Genomic DNA, 16,245 nt, shown 5'->3' with positions numbered 1-16,245 from the left:
GTGGAGATACAACTTCCCGCACGGACGTTCTGCGGGAAGAGATCGACTCACCGGCCACTCTGCCAGGGGCATGACGGTCGATCAGGTGTGGCGATCCACGGAGTCCGGCGCCCTGGGTTTGTAGGGTATGGCCATCTGCCGTCATGGCCGACACCGGCACGCCCCGCGCGCAGTGCGAAGCAGGTCGAGGATGAGTGCCCCCCGTAGTACTTCAGCGGACTCTTGCCGCGGCCACTCGGGCGGCAGGCCACCCGCGTTCGACCGCGAGGACTACAAGGGCCGCCACGCCGTTGAGTACGGCATCAATCGCCTCAAACGCCACCGGGCCGTCGCCTGCCGCTTCGACAAGCTCGCCGTCCGATTCCAGGCGACCGTGTTCGTCGCAGCGATCGCCGAGTGGCTGTGAAGCAGGCACGCCCGTCCTGGCCTTCCACTCGGGAAGCTGAGATGAGACCCCAAGTAGCTCTGCGTAGTGTTCCGACTCCGTGGCATCCGGCCACGGAGCCTCCGCAAAAACCCGTTGGCGGACCACGGCGACCACTGCTAGCCTGCCGGAGGCCGTGCGAGAGAACGAGGAGGTGGTACCCGTGAACGCAGTATCGACATGGGTGCTCCCCTCCGGGGTCACGGTCGGGCGATAGGTCGTCCGGGAGCGCCGTTCAAGAGCACTCCCGAAAGGCACGACCATGCGATTCACTTCTGAGCAGCGCCTCGACGACGGCGTCCTCGAACGCGAATTCACCCTCGGCGAGATCCCCGGCGTCCTGTGGACGCCTGGATCCGCACCGGCCCCGCTGATCCTGATGGGTCACAACGGCGGCTTGCACAAGCGGGAATCCCGGCTGGTGGCCCGGGCCCGGCACGCCGCGGGGGAGTACGGCTACGCGGTGGCCGCCATCGACGCCCCCGGGCACGGTGACCGGCCCCGTTCCGCCGTCGACGAGCAGGCCCGCGCCGACCTCCGCCGGGCGATGGCGGCCGGCGAGCCGGTCGACGAGATCTTCGAGTCCTTCATCGTCCCGATGGTCGAACAGGCGGTCCCGGAATGGCGGACCACCCTGGACGCCCTCCTTTCGCTGCCCGAGATCGGCGGCCCGGTCGGGTACTCGGGGATGACCGCCATCGGCATTCGGCTGGCGGTGGTCGAACCGCGCATCGCGGCCGCCGGTTTCTTCGCCGGGGGTTACGTGCCCCGCGCCCAACGCGAGGAGGCCCGGCAGGTCACCATTCCGTTGCTGTTCCTGCTGCAGTGGGACGACGAAGGGAACCCCCGGCAGCGGGCCCTGGACCTGTTCGACGCCTTCGGCACCAAGGAGAAGACGCTGCACGCCAATCTGGGCGGGCACGCCGGCACCCCGTGGTTCGAGGCGGACGACGGGGACCGGTTCTTCGCCCGGCACCTGAAGTGAGGCCGGGCCGTCAGGCCGGCAGCAGACGCTAGGCGGTGTCGGCCAGGATGCCGCTCATCGAGGACAGGCCCCGGCCCTCCTCGATGGCGGCGGCCAGCAGATGCACAACCGCCTCGATCGCGGCGGTACCGGCCATCGGCGGTACCGGCCGGTCGGGGCAGCGCTCGGCCACCAGCGCCTCCATCAGCTGGGCCCACGCCGTGAGGCACTCGGCCCGTCCCTTGCGGATCGCCGGGCAGGCGACCGACTCGACCACCAGCGCCCGGGCCGGGGTTGGCGGCCAGCCGCCGGCAGTAGGTATGCATCGCGGCGTTCACATCTTGCTCATCGGTGCTGCAGCGGGCATGTCCGACGCGCCGAGTCTCAGTCACACCTCCAAGTGCTCCGGTTAGCCCCTTTCACCGGGACGGTTCGCGGAACACCTATACGGAAGACCCTGACCTGGGGCTCCGTTCCCGTCGGCCGGTGTTCCGTTGAGGGATCCCCTTACGGAACACCTCGGCAGGTCGATCGTCGGCGCTGTCATTGAGCGAGCACGCTGTCGGCCGACCACACCCCATCACGATCCGTCCGGCCGCGTCGTCTGCCGGCCGTCTGCGAACCAAGCGCAACATGGAGCACGCCAAATCCCACACCGAACGCTGGTCACAGGCCGTAGTGACTACTACGCAGGGCTACTTGGGGTCTCATCGCAGCTTCCCGAGTGAAGAGCCGTCCTGTCAGCCGGACGCGCCATCCTGTCCCGCGTCAGCAACGCGTGTCCCTCGAAGGTTCCGTGGCCGCCACCTACCACCGCGCAGACAGCGAGAACGGTGACCACATCGACGACCCGTCCGAAGACGCCATCTTCATGCTCATCGACGACCTGAACGACTCCGACAGCACCTTCGTCGTCATCCAGCCCGACGAGGACGACCCCACCTGGTACGTCTCCGTGGCCGTCCTCGACACCGGCGAGGGCTACGAAGTAGTCTGCCGCGACACCCGCAGCCGCGAGCGCGATGTCACCACGAGCGACAACATCAGCGACATAGCGCACGAGATCGTGTTGCGGCTCAAGGGCCGTAGCCGCCCCAGGCCAACGAGCTGAGCGGCAGCGTTCCAAAACACGGCGTAGTCGAGGTCGTGGACTTCGGCGCGACCCCGGAGGGCGCCCAGGTGCTGGCCGCGCTGAAGTCGCTGCTGGATCTGATGGGCCGCAAGAAGGTGGGACCTGCCGGGATAGACACCGAGTTGCTGGCCGGGTCGTGGCCCCATCCATTTGACAGCGCGACCACAACTACGGATAAGAGGTCGCGCAGATAGGCTAGTTGTCACGCTCTGTGATTTCCCGGGGTCTGCCGCGAACGGAGTGGCTGTACGCCTGGCCGACGAGATGAAGGGGTTCCGGGGCTTGCTCAGATCGCTGGAGCAGCCATCGAGGCGCGAGTTGCGGCAGTGATGAGAATTTCGCGGGGCACCCGCGCTGCGGCGGCAAGAGCGCGACCCACCGGGTAGGCGTGGGCGCCTGCTGGGAGATTTCCGCGGCGCCCGCTGAGTACCACGTCGATGGAGCCCGTGCTGCTGTGCGATTTTGTGGTTCTGTCCAATCGCCGCAGTGTTTGGCGGGCGACTGCCTCCGCGCTGTCGTACAGGGTGGTTCCGGTGGGCAGGCTCCGCAGAATCTCTGGCGCTACCAGGGGGTAGTGCGTGCATCCCAGCACCACGGAGTCGCAATTCCGGGGGGTCCGCTTTGCCGCGTCGGCGATCGCTTCCGTTGCTGCGGCCATGTCGCCGTGGTCGATCGCCTCGGCCAGACCGGGGCATGCGACACGCGCGACAGGCCGGCCGTTCGCGTAGTCCGCGATCAGGCGATCCTGGTAGTCACTCGACGTGGTCCGGACTGTTGCCCACACGGCGATGCCTTGGCCGGTTGCTGCGGCCGATTTCACGGCGGGCACGGTTCCGATCACAGGCACACGGGGTTCAAAACTCTCGCGCAGAGCGTCGATCGCGGTGACGGTGGCGGTGTTGCAGGGGACCACGATGGCCTCCGCGCCCCGCTGGACGGCCAATTGGGCGGCACTGAACAGACGGTCCGTGACGAAGGAGGCCGTTCTCGATCCCCAGGGGGCGCCGTCGGGGTCCAGAAGCAGAAGCAGATCGAGTTCCGGGGCGAGGTGCCGAAGCCATCCTGTGGTGGAAAGGAGGCCAAGCCCTGAGTCGATCAATGCCACCGTCATGGGAGTCAAGCTACCAGCCGACCACTGGCGCAGGTGGCGGTCCGTCACGGGCGGCTCGGCCAGGGACTGAGCGAAGGTCCGCGCGTCGGCGGCCTCGGTGGCCAGCTGGTCGGCGGGGCTCTCGGGAGTGGTCATGGGTCTGTCCTCCGGGGCGGTGGTCGGCGGGGTGAGCTGCGGTCCGGCGGCTGGGGCGCAGCCGCCGGGGCGGGGTCGGGGCTTGAGGAACATCCATGTCAGATCGTGCGCTAAGCCTTCTCAGTGCTGATTGGCACCTTGACCTGGGGCGATTGCGTGCCGGAGCCTTCGTAGGTCGCTGTTGTCGATCTTCGGAGAGTTGTGACCGACCGGCGGTGCAGTCCGTAGGAATTCGGCGCGTGTCCCTCCCCGGTCGCGGTGCTCGCGCCAGAGCATCGCGTGGGCTGAGCACAGGTCGCCGTGCCCCATCGTGGATCTCTCGCAGTCCGCAGTCAGGCAGTTCCACCGGTAGACCGGGTGGTTCGGCGGGACCTTGACGATGTCGGGGCGGAACAGCTGGTCGAACGACGGGGCGCTTCCCCGCGCGGCCGAGCACCCGCCGGGCTCCCACCGGGGCCCAGGGCCGGCCCGTGTCGGCGCCGTGCAGCTGGACCAGGAGCATGCCGTGCCGGGCGCCACCCGGGTACTCGCTGGTGAGGTAGTCGAAGTAGGTGTGCACCATCGCCGGGCTGACCCGCTTGATCAGCCCTCCTGTCACCGTGCCGTGCTCGATCCGCCAAGGGTGCTTGGTCTTCGCCTCGGCCCGGTTCGGGTTGTCCGGCCGGTGGCAGACGTGCAGGTGAGGACTGCGGCACTCGCCGCAGGCAGCGTTCTCCCGCAGGTGCAGGTCAACCAGGTGCAGCCCGCAGAGCTCGCCGATCCGAAGCCCTCCGTCGGCCAGCCAGGTCACCAGCAGCCGGTCCCGGGCCGAGTTCACCGTCTCCGGCAGCCGCCGACCCCGCCCCCGTACCAACGACGGCGGGACGCGCTTAAGCACTGGGCCCTACCCTGGAGACGCGATGTGGCCAGGCGAGGGCCTGAAATCAATTCGACCCCGCTCGCCTCGCCCGGTACGGTCGCGAGCTTGTTCTCACTGCAGGGAGCCCATGAGATCCGCGTGCGGCCGCCCCGGCAGTTCCCATGCTGAGAGTAGGTTTCGTCAATGGCATGCCGTATCAGTGAGCTCGTGCTCAAGTGCCACGACCCCGAGGTGCTGGCGCGGTTCTGGTGCGAGGTCTTGGACTTCATAGAGCTCGATCGCGAAGAGGAGGGCTGCATCGAGATAGGTCCGCGCGAAGGGTTCGGCGGCCCGCAGCCGACGATCTTCCTCATCCGCAACGACGAGCCGGAGAACGGGCATGCCCGGCTGCACATCGACGTCAACCCCACCGACCGCGATCAGGACGCCGAGCTCGAGCGCCTCCTGGCCGCCGGGGCCAAGCTCGTCGACATCGGTCAGCCTGCGGAGGCGTCCTGGCACGTCCTCGCCGATCCAGAAGGCAACGAGTTCTGCCTGCTCAAGCGCCGCCTCGACCCACTCTGACGGCCCTCGCCCAACCGATGCAGCCGCCACCCCGCAACCGCCAACAGGATCTGGGAACCGCCATCTATAGCTAGGGGTCGCAGCCCGGGCCAACTGCGGCGCTCAGCGGGGCCAACCTGACGCTCACGGGCCAACTCGGCCGGCAGTCCGCTCCGCCGGAGGCTCCTTGCATGAATGTTCCGTGATGCGTATATTCATGCCAAGCTGCTGAGGAGGAACGTCATGGCATTGCGCGTCGCCGTCGCCGGCGCCAGCGGGTATGCGGGTGGTGAGGTGCTGCGCCTCCTGCTCGGGCATCCGGAGGTCGAGATCGGCGCACTGACCGGCGGGTCGAACGCCGGGGTGCGGTTCGGGGAGTTGCAGCCGCATCTGCTGCCGCTGGCCGACCGGGTGCTGGAGCCGACCACGCCCGAGGTGCTGGCGGGGCACGATGTGGTGTTCCTGGGGCTGCCGCACGGGCAGTCGGCGGCCGTCGCCGAGGCGCTCGGCGAGGACGTCCTGGTGGTGGACTGCGGCGCGGACTTCCGGCTGAAGTCCGCCGCGACGTGGGAGAAGTTCTACGGCTCCCCGCACGCGGGTACCTGGCCGTACGGCCTGCCCGAGCTGCCGGGTCACCGGGAGGTGCTCAAGGGCAGCAAGCGGATCGCCGTCCCCGGCTGCTACCCGACGGCCGTCTCGCTCGCGCTCTTCCCCGCGTACGCGGCGAAGCTGGCCGAGCCCGAGGCGGTGATCGTCGCGGCCTCCGGTACGTCCGGTGCGGGCAAGGCGGTCAAGGCGCATCTGCTCGGCAGCGAGGTCATGGGCTCGATGAGCCCGTACGGCGTCGGCGGCGGCCACCGGCACACGCCGGAGATGGCGCAGAACCTGAGCCCGGTGGCGGGGGAGCCGGTCACCGTCTCCTTCACCCCGACCCTCGCCCCGATGCCGCGCGGCATCCTGGCCACCTGCAGCGCCAAGGCCAGGCCGGGGGTCACCTCCGAGTCGCTGCGCCAGGCGTACGCGGCGGCCTTCGCGGGCGAGCCCTTCGTCCGGCTGCTGCCCGAGGGGCAGTGGCCGCAGACCAGTTCGGTCTACGGCTCCAACGCCGCGCTGATCCAGGTCGCCCTGGACGAGCACGCCGGGCGGATCATCGCGATCAGCGCGATCGACAACCTGGTGAAGGGTACCGCCGGCGGCGCGGTGCAGAGCATGAACATCGCCCTCGGCCTGCCGGAAGAGCTGGGCCTCCCCGTGAATGGAGTCGCACCGTGACGGGCACTCGGAGCACCGCAGGTCCAAGCGCCGCAGGTCCAAGCACCACAGATCCGGGCAGCGCAGATCCGGGCAGCGCAGGTCCGGGCACAGGCGGTCGGAACATCGGCGTCACGGCGGCCAAGGGCTTCCGCGCCGCCGGCGTCACCGCGGGGATCAAGGCGTCCGGCACCCCCGACCTGGCCCTGGTGGTCAACGACGGCCCCTCGCTCGCCGCCGCCGGCGTCTTCACCTCCAACCGGGTCAAGGCCGCCCCCGTGCTCTGGTCCGAGCAGGTCCTGAAGGGCGGTCAGGTCTCAGCCGTCGTCCTCAACTCCGGTGGCGCCAATGCCTGTACAGGACCGCTCGGATTCCAGGACACCCACACGACGGCCGAGAAGGTCGCCGAGGAGCTGAAGCTCAACGCGGGCGAGGTCGCCGTGGCCTCCACCGGCCTGATCGGTGTGCGGCTGCCGATGGACATCCTGCTGCCCGGCGTCGAGCTGGCCGCCGAGGCGCTCAGCGCGGACGGCGGCGAGGCCGCCGCCATCGCCATCAAGACCACCGACACCGTCCACAAGACCGCCCAGGTCGCCCGGAACGGCTGGACGGTCGGCGGTATGGCCAAGGGTGCGGGCATGCTGGCCCCGGGCCTGGCCACCATGCTGGTGGTGCTGACCACCGATGCCGCCGTGGACAGCCGGGGTCTGGACGAGGCGCTGCGGGCCGCCACCCGTACCACCTTCGACCGGATCGACTCCGACGGCTGCATGTCCACCAACGACACCGTGCTGCTGCTGGCCTCCGGCGCGGCCCGGGTCACCCCGGACGCGGACGAGTTCGCCGAGGCCGTCCGTACGGTCTGCGACGATCTGGCCCGGCAGCTGATCGGCGACGCCGAGGGTGCCAGCAAGGACATCAGGATCGACATCGTGAACGCCGCCACCGAGCAGGAGGCGGTGGACGTCGCCCGGACGATCGCCCGCAACAACCTGCTCAAGTGCGCCATCCACGGCGAGGACCCGAACTGGGGCCGGGTGCTGGCCGCGATCGGCACCACCCGGGCCGCCTTCGACCCCGACCGGCTGGACGTCGCCATCAACGGCGTCTGGGTCTGCCGGGGCGGCAGTGTCGGCGAGGACCGCGACCTGGTGGGCATGACGGGTCGTGAGGTGGTCATCACCGCCGACCTGAACGCGGGACAGGCCGGTGCCACGGTGTGGACCAACGACCTGACCGCCGACTACGTGCACGAGAACAGCGCCTACTCCACCTGAGCCGGGGGACATGAAGACCGTGCAGATCGCACCCAAGGGCGAACAGGCCCGCAACAACACCGCCCTGCCGAAGGCGATGACGCTGATCGAGGCGCTGCCCTGGCTGGAGCGCTTCCACGGCAAGACCGTGGTGATCAAGTTCGGCGGCAACGCCATGGTGGACGAGGACCTCAAGGCGGCCTTCGCCCAGGACGTGGTCTTCCTCCGCTACGCCGGGCTGCACCCGGTCGTGGTCCACGGCGGCGGCCCGCAGATCAGTGCGCAGCTGGACAAGCTGGGCCTGAAGTCCTCCTTCACCAACGGTCTGCGTGTCACCACCCCCGAGACCATGGACGTGGTCCGGATGGTGCTGGCCGGGCAGGTGCAGCGCGAGCTGGTCGGCCTGCTGAACGAGCACGGCCCGTTCGCGGTCGGGATGACCGGCGAGGACGCGCACACCATGACGGCCGTCAAGCGGTACGCCGTGGTGGACGGTGAGCAGGTGGACATCGGCCTGGTCGGGGACATCGTCAACATCGAGGCCGGCGCGGTGAAGGCGCTGATCGCGGATGGCCGGATCCCGGTCGTCTCCAGCATCGCGCGCGGTGCCGACGGCCATGTCTACAACATCAACGCCGACACCGCCGCCTCCGCCCTCGCGGCCGCGCTCGGTGCCGAGATGCTGGTGGTCCTCACCGATGTCGAGGGCCTCTACGCGGACTGGCCCATCTCCGACGACGTGATCAGCCAGCTCAGCGCGAGCGAGCTGGAGAAGATGCTGCCGAGCCTGGCCAGCGGCATGCTCCCCAAGATGGAGGGCTGCCTGCGTGCCGTCCGCTCGGGCGTCGGCACCGCACGCGTGCTGGACGGCCGGGTGCAGCACTCGCTGCTGCTGGAGATCTTCACCGACGAGGGCATCGGCACGATGGTCGTCCCGGACGACGAGCCGACCGTACTGGGGGGACTGGCATGACGAGCAACGCCCGACTGACCCAGCGCTGGCAGCACTCGCTGATGAACAACTACGGCACCCCCCGGATCCCGCTGGTGCGCGGCGCCGGTGCCAGGCTCTGGGACGCCGACGGCAAGGAGTACCTGGACCTGGTCGGCGGCATCGCGGTCAACGCGCTCGGCACCGGCCACCCGGCCGTGGTCGAGGCGGTCACCCGGCAGATCGGGCAGCTGGGCCACATCTCCAACCTCTTCCTGGCCGAGCCGACCGTACGGCTGGCCGAGCGTCTGCTCGGGCTCTTCGGCCGTGAGGGGCGGGTCTTCTTCTGCAACTCCGGTGCCGAGGCCAACGAGGCCGCCTTCAAGATCAGCCGTCTGACGGGCCGTACGCATCTGGTCTCCGCCCAGGGCGCCTTCCACGGCCGGACGATGGGCGCCCTCGCGCTCACCGCCCAGCCTGCCAAGCAGGACCCGTTCCGGCCGCTGCCGGGCGAGGTCACGCACGTACCCTTCGGCGACATCGAGGCACTGCGCGCGGCCGTCACCACCGAGACCGCCGCCGTCTTCCTGGAGCCGATCCAGGGCGAGAACGGCGCCGTTCCGCTGCCGCCCGGCTACCTCGCGGCGGCCCGGGAGATCACCCGGGCGACCGGCACCCTGCTGGTACTGGACGAGGTGCAGACCGGCATCGGCCGTACCGGGTACTGGTTCGCGCACCAGGCCGAGCAGGGCGTCGAACCGGACGTGGTCACGCTCGCCAAGGGCCTCGGCGGCGGGCTGCCGATCGGCGCCACCGTCGCCTTCGGCGCGGCCGCGGAACTGTTGCAGCCCGGCCAGCACGGCACCACCTTCGGCGGCAACCCGGTGGCGGCGGCCGCGGGTCTCGCGGTGCTGGAGACCATCGAGGCCGAGGGGTTGCTCGAACACGTCGAGAAGATCGGCGAGCACCTGCGCAGCGGTGTCGAGGCGCTCGGCGATCCGCTGATCAGCCATGTGCGGGGTGCCGGGCTGCTGCTGGGCATCGTGCTGACCGAGCCGGTCGCGGCGCAGGTCCAGGCAGTGGCGCAGGAGGCCGGGTTCCTGGTGAACGCGGCGGTCGCGGACGCGGTGCGGCTGGTGCCGCCGCTGGTGCTCACCCGGCAGGAGGCCGACAGTTTCCTGGCTGCCCTGCCGGAGATCCTTCGTTCGGTCCGGGCGGGAGCCCCCGACGCGAAGCACCGAGCGTAGTCCGGGAGAATTATCAGTATGACCGCATCCCACCCCGACCAGCCCGCCGCCGGTCCGACGCCGCAGGTCCCGCAGACCCGCATGGCCCGGCACCGGCGGATCGTGGACCTGTTGACCCGTCAGCCCGTCCGCTCGCAGAGCCAGCTGGCCAAACTGCTGGCCGACGACGGACTCGTGGTCACTCAGGCCACCCTCTCGCGGGACCTGGACGAACTGGGTGCGGTGAAGATCCGCAACCGGGACGGCGCCCTGATCTACGCCGTCCCGGCCGAGGGTGGCGACCGTACGCCGCGTGCGCCGATGGGGGAGTCGGCCAGCGAGGGCCGGATGGCCCGGCTGGCCGGCGAGCTGATGGTCTCCGCGACCGCCTCGGGCAATCTGGTCGTACTCCGTACGCCGCCGGGTGCGGCGCAGTTCCTGGCCTCGGCGATCGACCAGGCGGAGGTGTTCGAGATCATCGGCACCATCGCGGGCGACGACACGGTGCTGCTGATCAGCCGCGACCCGGCGGGCGGCCAGGCGCTGGCCGACCATCTGATGCAGCTGGCCCAGTCCAAGGCCCAGTAACCCGCCTGCCGGGCGCGGTAGTCCACCTGGCGGACAGCACAAGTAAACAGTTTTGAATTTCATACGGTGTCGTGCATACTTATGCCTAACGCCGTATGGGACACGCATACCGCTGGCCCTTGCCCTGTTCGCACTGTTGTGAAGGAGAAAGCCGTGACCGAGCGCGTCGTACTCGCCTACTCGGGCGGTCTGGACACGTCCGTCTGCATCGGCTGGATCGCCGAGGAGACGGGCGCCGAGGTCATCGCCGTCGCCGTCGACGTCGGCCAGGGTGGCGAGGACCTCGACGTCATCCGTCAGCGCGCGCTGGACTGCGGCGCGGTCGAGGCCGAGGTCGCGGATGCCCGCGACGAGTTCGCCGACGAGTACTGCCTCCCGGCCCTCAAGGCCAACGCCCTCTACCAGGGCCAGTACCCGCTGGTCTCCGCGCTCTCCCGGCCGGTGATCGTCAAGCACCTGGTCGCCGCCGCGCAGAAGCACGGCGCCACCACCGTCGCCCACGGCTGCACCGGCAAGGGCAACGACCAGGTCCGCTTCGAGGTCGGCATCAACTCCCTTGCCCCCGGCCTGAAGTGCATCGCCCCGGTCCGCGACTACGCGATGACCCGGGACAAGGCGATCGCCTTCGCCGAGTCCAAGGGCCTGCCGATCGCGACCACCAAGAAGTCGCCGTACTCGATCGACCAGAACGTCTTCGGCCGGGCCGTCGAGACGGGCTTCCTCGAGGACATCTGGAACGCCCCGATCGAGGACGTCTACGAGTACACCCAGAACCCGGCCACGGCCCGTGAGGCCGACGAGGTCGTCATCACCTTCGAGGCGGGCGTCCCGGTCGCCGTCGACGGCAAGAAGGTGACGGTCCTCCAGGCCATCGAGGAGCTCAACAAGCGGGCCGGCGCGCAGGGCGTCGGCCGCCTCGACATGGTCGAGGACCGGCTCGTCGGCATCAAGTCCCGGGAGATCTACGAGGCGCCCGGCGCGATCGCCCTGATCACCGCCCACCAGGCCCTGGAGAACGTGACCGTCGAGCGCGAACTCGCCCGCTACAAGCGGCAGGTGGAGCAGCGCTGGGCCGAACTCGTCTACGACGGCCTGTGGTTCTCCCCGCTCAAGCGCGCCCTGGACGGCTTCGTCAACGAGGCCAACCAGCACGTCAGCGGCGAGATCCGGATGGTGCTGCACGGCGGCCGCGCGGTGGTCAACGGCCGCAAGTCGGACCAGTCGCTGTACGACTTCAACCTCGCCACCTACGACACCGGCGACACCTTCGACCAGTCGATGTCCAAGGGCTTCATCGAGATCTTCGGCATGTCCTCGAAGATCGCCGCCCGCCGCGACCTGGCCTGACAGGCCATCCCCCGCGGTCCCGGCTGCACCCCCACGCAGCCGGGGCCGCCACCCACACCTCGTAAGGAGCCCACGCGATGTCGTCCGACCAGAATGCAGATGTCCGTCTCTGGGGCGCTCGCTTCGCCGACGGTCCTTCCGAGGCGCTGGCCAAGCTCTCCGCGTCCGTCCACTTCGACTGGCGCCTCGCGCCGTACGACATCGCGGGCTCCAAGGCGCACGCCCGGGTGCTGCACAAGGCGAAGCTGCTCAGCGACGAGGAACTCGACGGCATGCTGGCCGGACTCGACCAGCTGCTCGCCGACGTCCGGTCCGGAGCCTTCACCGGCACCATCGCCGACGAGGACGTGCACACCGCCCTGGAGCGCGGCCTGCTGGAGCGGCTCGGCGCCGACCTGGGCGGCAAGCTGCGGGCGGGCCGCTCGCGCAACGACCAGATCGCCACCCTGTTCCGGATGTACCTGCGGGACCACGCGAAGATCATCGGTGGGCTGATCCTGGACCTCCAGCACGCCCTGGTCGGCCTCGCCGAGGCGCACCCCGACACCGCCATGCCGGGCCGCACCCACCTCCAGCACGCGCAGCCCGTCCTCTTCTCCCACCACGTCCTCGCGCACGTGCAGGCCCTCGGCCGGGACGCCGAGCGGCTGCGCCAGTGGGACGCCCGAACCGCCGTCTCCCCGTACGGCTCCGGCGCGCTCGCCGGATCCTCGCTGGGCCTGGACCCGCAGGCGGTGGCCGCCGAGCTCGGCTTCGAAGGCGGCTCGGTCGGCAACTCCATCGACGGCACGGCCTCGCGCGACTTCGTCGCCGAATTCGCCTTCGTCACCGCGATGATCGGGATCAACCTCTCCCGGATCGCCGAGGAGGTGATCATCTGGAACACCAAGGAGTTCGGCTTCATCACGCTGCACGACGCCTTCTCCACGGGCTCCTCGATCATGCCGCAGAAGAAGAACCCGGACATCGCCGAACTGGCCCGGGGCAAGTCCGGCCGCCTGATCGGCAACCTCACCGGGCTGCTCGCGACACTGAAGGCCCTCCCGCTCGCCTACAACCGCGACCTCCAGGAGGACAAGGAGCCGGTCTTCGACTCCTGCGACACCCTCGAGGTCCTGCTGCCGGCCTTCACCGGCATGATGGCCACCCTCACCGTGCACCGCGAGCGCCTCGAAGAGCTGGCCCCCGCAGGGTTCTCGCTGGCCACCGACATCGCCGAGTGGCTGGTCAAGCAGGGCGTACCTTTCCGTGTCGCGCACGAGGTGGCGGGCGCCTGCGTCAAGGTCTGCGAGGCCCAGGGCATCGAACTCGCCGACCTGACCGACGACCAGTTCGCCGCGATCTCCGAGTACCTCACCCCCGACGTCCGCTCGGTCCTCAGCGTCCACGGCGCCATCGCCTCCCGCAACGGCCGCGGCGGCACCGCCCCCTCCGCCGTCGCCACGCAACTCGCCGAGCTCAAGGCCGACCTGGCCACCCAGCAGGACTGGCTCCACCCCTGACCCAGAGCAACTTGCACCTCCCGCCCCGCGCCCCTTGGGAAGTACCCGTAAGCGCAAAGTGCTCACCCAGGCGTTGGTGCAGCGCAGCTTCTCGCGCCCCTTGGGGCAGGCCCGTCAGCGCAAGGGGTTTCGCGCGAGCCGCTGGGGGCGGTCCGGTCGATACTGGGGGCATGGGCGCCAGAGCCGCCGCAGCACTCCAACATGGGTTCCGAGGGCAGCTGATCGCCCCCGGCGACCCGGAGTACGACCGGGCCCGTGCGGTGTGGAACGGGGCGATCGACCGGCATCCCGCCCTGATCGCCCGCTGCAGCGGCACCGCCGACGTCCTCCTCGCCGTCGAGGTGGCCCGTGAGCAGGGGCTGCCGGTGGCGGTCCGCGGCGGCGGCCACAGCATCGCGGGCCTGGCGCTCTGCGAGGGCGGTCTGGTGGTCGATCTCTCGTCGATGCGGGACGTCCGGGTGGACGCCGAACGGCGGATCGCCCATGCCCAGCCCGGGGTGACCTGGGGCGGCCTCGACCAGGAGACCCAGCGCTGTGCCCTGGCCACCCCGGGCGCGCCGATCTCCAGCACCGGAATCGCCGGATTCACCCTCGGCGGGGGTTTCGGCTGGCTCAGCCGCGCGTACGGCCTGGCCTGCGACAACCTGCTGGAGGCCGAGCTGGTGACCGCCGACGGGCGGGTGGTCACGGCCAGCGCGGCCCGGAATCCCGAACTGTTCTGGGGCATCAGGGGCGGCGGCGGCAACTTCGGCATCGCCACTTCCTTCTCCTACCGGCTGCACCCGGTCGGCCCACAGGTGCTCTGCGGCATGCTCCACTTCGCCGCCGACCGGGCTCCGCAGGTCCTCCGTGCCGTCCGTGGACACCTGCGCGGAGCGCCCGACGGTCTCTCCGTCACCTGCCTTCTGGGCACCGCCCCGGCCGATCCGTCCCTGCCCACCGAGGTGCACGGCACCCGGGTGATCAGCGTTGCGATGTGCTACGCCGGGCGGCCCGAGCGGGGCCGTGGCGCGATGGCGCCGCTGCGCGCCCTGCCGGGGGTGCTCGCCGACACCGTCCAGCTCCGCCCGTACACCGTCTGGCAGCAGGCGCTCGACCGGGGCCGCGGCCCGGGTGCGCGCAACTACTGGAAGGCCGAGTACCTGGCCACCCTGAACGACACCGCCATCGCCACCCTCACCGGGGACTTCGCGCGGATCACCTCGCCGCTCTCCCGGATCCAGCTGGTGTTCCTCGGTGGTGCCATCGCCCGGGTCGGTGCGGACGACACCGCCTACACCCACCGCGCGGCCCCCTACCTGCTCGCCGTCGAATCCCGCTGGCACCAGCCCGCCGAGGACCCCGTGCACACCGCCTGGACCGGACGGCTGTGGACGGCCATGCGCGCCTACTCCTCCGGCGGAGCCTCCGTGAACTTCCTCGGCCAGGAAGGCCCGGGCCGCATCCTGGAGGCGTACGGCCCGGCGAAGTACCGGCGGCTCACCGCGCTGAAGGATGTCTACGACCCCGGCAACCTCTTCCGCGTCAACCAGAACATCCCGCCGAGCTCCTGAGCGGGTGACAGAGCGTCACCTGTCGCCGCGATCGGCGGTCATACCCGGTGTGATCCCCGTCGCCGAGCTGCGCCCCGCCTTCGCCCCGCTCGCCGCCGCACTGGCGCACCGGCACCGCCTCGACCCGCAGGACCTGGAACAGGACGTCTGGTTGCGGGTCCTGGAACGGGCCGCCGAGGGCACCCTGCCGCGCGACCGCGTCTCCTGGGTACGGGCCCTGACCGTGCAGTTGGCCGCCCGGCCCGACGTTCAGGATGGCGGGCCGCCGGCCGCCGAGCAGCGCTCGGTGCCCTCCGCCGAGGACCAGCTACTGGCCGCCGACCGCCGCCGCGCCGTCCGCCGGGCCCTGGCCCGGCTGCCCGGACGCTGCCCCGACCTGCTCGCCTCACTGGCCGAGTCACCCGAACTGACGTACCGGCAGGTGGCCGAACGCCTCGGTGTCCCGAGGGGCAGTATCGGGCCCACCCGCTCCCGCTGTCTCGGCTGCCTGAGAGCCCTGCTGTACAGCCATCGGCCGGCGAGTGACGCTCGCCACGTCGTGCGTCCGGAAGGTTGAGAGCGGGGGACGCCTGGGTAGAGCGGTGGCTAACGCCCCCCTTGACGGTGGCCGGGGCGGCCGGATACTGAGCGTGAGCGAAGGTCGGGCTCCGGAGACCGCCGGGGTCCGGCGCTGCGCTACCCCCGGTCAGGGTCGATCCCCGTCCGGGCACACCTCCGGCAGAGCAACCGGCGCCGTACCCAGACCCGGCGTTGGGAACCAACGATGGGGAGGCCCCGCACATGGGCATGAGCGTGATCATCTCGGTGGCGACCGAGGAGGACGCGGAGCAGATCCTCAAGCTCCAGTACCTCGGCTACCAGAGCGAGGCCGAGCTGTACGGCGACTGGGGCATCGAGCCGCTGACGCAGACGCTGGAGAGCCTGCGGGCCGAGCTGGCCGAGCGGCATGTCCTGGTGGCCAGGCTCGGGGACGAGGTCGTCGGCACCGTCCGTGGCCGGGTGGACGAGAGCGGCGTCGCCCGGGTCGGCCGTCTGGTGGTCCACCCCCGGATGCAGCGCCACGGCCTGGGCGGCCGACTGCTGGAGGCCGTCGAGCGGCAGTTGCAGGAGGGGTGCGAGGTGCGCTCCTTCGAGCTCTTCACCGGCCACCGCAGCCTCGGCAATCTCCGCCTGTACGCCCGGCACGGCTACCAGCAGCGCGATGCCCGCGAGGTGAGCCGCCGGCTCACCCTGGTGACCCTGGAGAAGCCCGTCCACGCCGCGTTCGCCGCCACCGCCTGAGGCACTGCCTGTGGTCCAGACCATTGGCGCCCGGTCCGCCCGGACCGGGCGCCCTGTGCTTGGTACGACTGGGGCGTGTCCGTAATGCGGACAGCAGATCCTGGTAATTGGGACCGAGTGCATATGTCTGATTTACTTGCTT

At 70.2% G+C, this 16,245-nt stretch carries 15 protein-coding genes and 1 pseudogene; 14 read left to right on the top strand and 2 right to left on the bottom strand.

Annotated features, from left to right (window positions below):
- Window positions 1–226 precede the first annotated feature (226 nt).
- Both P3T39_RS19715 and P3T39_RS19710 read left to right on the top strand, forming a co-directional pair.
- Window positions 227–406 (top strand): annotated as a pseudogene (locus P3T39_RS19715) (IS5/IS1182 family transposase); the annotation flags it as partial.
- A 280-nt stretch (window positions 407–686) separates the two neighbouring features.
- Window positions 687–1,409 (top strand): alpha/beta hydrolase, encoded by a 723-nt coding sequence (locus tag P3T39_RS19710; RefSeq protein WP_280699508.1) that lies wholly within the window; start codon window positions 687–689, stop codon window positions 1,407–1,409.
- A 28-nt stretch (window positions 1,410–1,437) separates the two neighbouring features.
- Here the strand turns inward: P3T39_RS19710 and P3T39_RS19705 are convergent, their stop codons facing one another.
- A complete protein-coding gene (locus P3T39_RS19705; protein ID WP_280699505.1) occupies window positions 1,438–1,665 on the bottom strand; it encodes a hypothetical protein in 228 nt (75 codons plus the stop codon).
- A 519-nt stretch (window positions 1,666–2,184) separates the two neighbouring features.
- On the opposite strand from P3T39_RS19705, the gene P3T39_RS19700 reads away from it, so the two are divergent.
- Window positions 2,185–2,499, top strand: coding sequence for a hypothetical protein (locus P3T39_RS19700; protein ID WP_280699503.1), 315 nt, complete (start codon window positions 2,185–2,187; stop codon window positions 2,497–2,499).
- A gap of 307 nt (window positions 2,500–2,806) precedes the next feature.
- On the opposite strand, the gene P3T39_RS19695 is transcribed toward P3T39_RS19700, so the two are convergent.
- Window positions 2,807–3,631: an aspartate/glutamate racemase family protein gene (locus P3T39_RS19695; RefSeq protein WP_280699695.1), complete on the bottom strand. Its 825-nt coding sequence runs from the start codon at window positions 3,629–3,631 to the stop codon at window positions 2,807–2,809.
- Between the two features lie 1,177 nt (window positions 3,632–4,808).
- On the opposite strand from P3T39_RS19695, the gene P3T39_RS19690 reads away from it, so the two are divergent.
- The 11 genes from P3T39_RS19690 to P3T39_RS19640 all read left to right on the top strand — a co-directional run bounded on the left by P3T39_RS19690 (window position 4,809) and on the right by P3T39_RS19640 (window position 16,103).
- The gene (locus tag P3T39_RS19690; protein WP_280699500.1) at window positions 4,809–5,189 is read left to right on the top strand and encodes a VOC family protein; all 381 of its coding nucleotides are present in this window, start codon (window positions 4,809–4,811) and stop codon (window positions 5,187–5,189) included.
- Between the two features lie 222 nt (window positions 5,190–5,411).
- Window positions 5,412–6,440, top strand: coding sequence for an N-acetyl-gamma-glutamyl-phosphate reductase (gene argC, locus P3T39_RS19685; protein WP_280699498.1), 1,029 nt, complete (start codon window positions 5,412–5,414; stop codon window positions 6,438–6,440).
- A gap of 104 nt (window positions 6,441–6,544) precedes the next feature.
- Window positions 6,545–7,696 (top strand): bifunctional glutamate N-acetyltransferase/amino-acid acetyltransferase ArgJ, encoded by a 1,152-nt coding sequence (argJ, locus tag P3T39_RS19680; protein ID WP_280699694.1) that lies wholly within the window; start codon window positions 6,545–6,547, stop codon window positions 7,694–7,696.
- 10 nt (window positions 7,697–7,706) lie between these two features.
- The gene (gene argB, locus P3T39_RS19675; protein WP_280699496.1) at window positions 7,707–8,648 is read left to right on the top strand and encodes an acetylglutamate kinase; all 942 of its coding nucleotides are present in this window, start codon (window positions 7,707–7,709) and stop codon (window positions 8,646–8,648) included.
- A complete protein-coding gene (locus P3T39_RS19670) occupies window positions 8,645–9,853 on the top strand; it encodes an acetylornithine transaminase (protein ID WP_280699494.1) in 1,209 nt (402 codons plus the stop codon). The genes argB and P3T39_RS19670 overlap by 4 nt, the downstream gene beginning before the upstream one ends.
- 18 nt (window positions 9,854–9,871) lie before the next feature.
- Window positions 9,872–10,420 (top strand): arginine repressor, encoded by a 549-nt coding sequence (locus P3T39_RS19665; protein WP_280699492.1) that lies wholly within the window; start codon window positions 9,872–9,874, stop codon window positions 10,418–10,420.
- Window positions 10,421–10,573: 153 nt separating this feature from the next.
- Window positions 10,574–11,767 (top strand): argininosuccinate synthase, encoded by a 1,194-nt coding sequence (locus P3T39_RS19660; RefSeq protein ID WP_280699490.1) that lies wholly within the window; start codon window positions 10,574–10,576, stop codon window positions 11,765–11,767.
- Between the two features lie 77 nt (window positions 11,768–11,844).
- Complete coding sequence (gene argH, locus P3T39_RS19655) at window positions 11,845–13,269, top strand: argininosuccinate lyase (protein WP_280699488.1); 1,425 nt, start codon at window positions 11,845–11,847, stop codon at window positions 13,267–13,269.
- A 170-nt stretch (window positions 13,270–13,439) separates the two neighbouring features.
- Window positions 13,440–14,822: an FAD-binding oxidoreductase gene (locus tag P3T39_RS19650; RefSeq protein WP_280699486.1), complete on the top strand. Its 1,383-nt coding sequence runs from the start codon at window positions 13,440–13,442 to the stop codon at window positions 14,820–14,822.
- Between the two features lie 4 nt (window positions 14,823–14,826).
- Window positions 14,827–15,378 (top strand): sigma-70 family RNA polymerase sigma factor, encoded by a 552-nt coding sequence (locus tag P3T39_RS19645; protein WP_280699484.1) that lies wholly within the window; start codon window positions 14,827–14,829, stop codon window positions 15,376–15,378.
- A gap of 224 nt (window positions 15,379–15,602) precedes the next feature.
- Window positions 15,603–16,103: a GNAT family N-acetyltransferase gene (locus P3T39_RS19640; RefSeq protein WP_280699481.1), complete on the top strand. Its 501-nt coding sequence runs from the start codon at window positions 15,603–15,605 to the stop codon at window positions 16,101–16,103.
- Window positions 16,104–16,245 lie beyond the last annotated feature (142 nt).

It is taken from the genome of Kitasatospora sp. GP82 (assembly GCF_029892105.1).
Classification (GTDB): Bacteria; Actinomycetota; Actinomycetes; order Streptomycetales; family Streptomycetaceae; genus Kitasatospora.
This window is presented reverse-complemented; position numbering and strand designations above follow the sequence as displayed.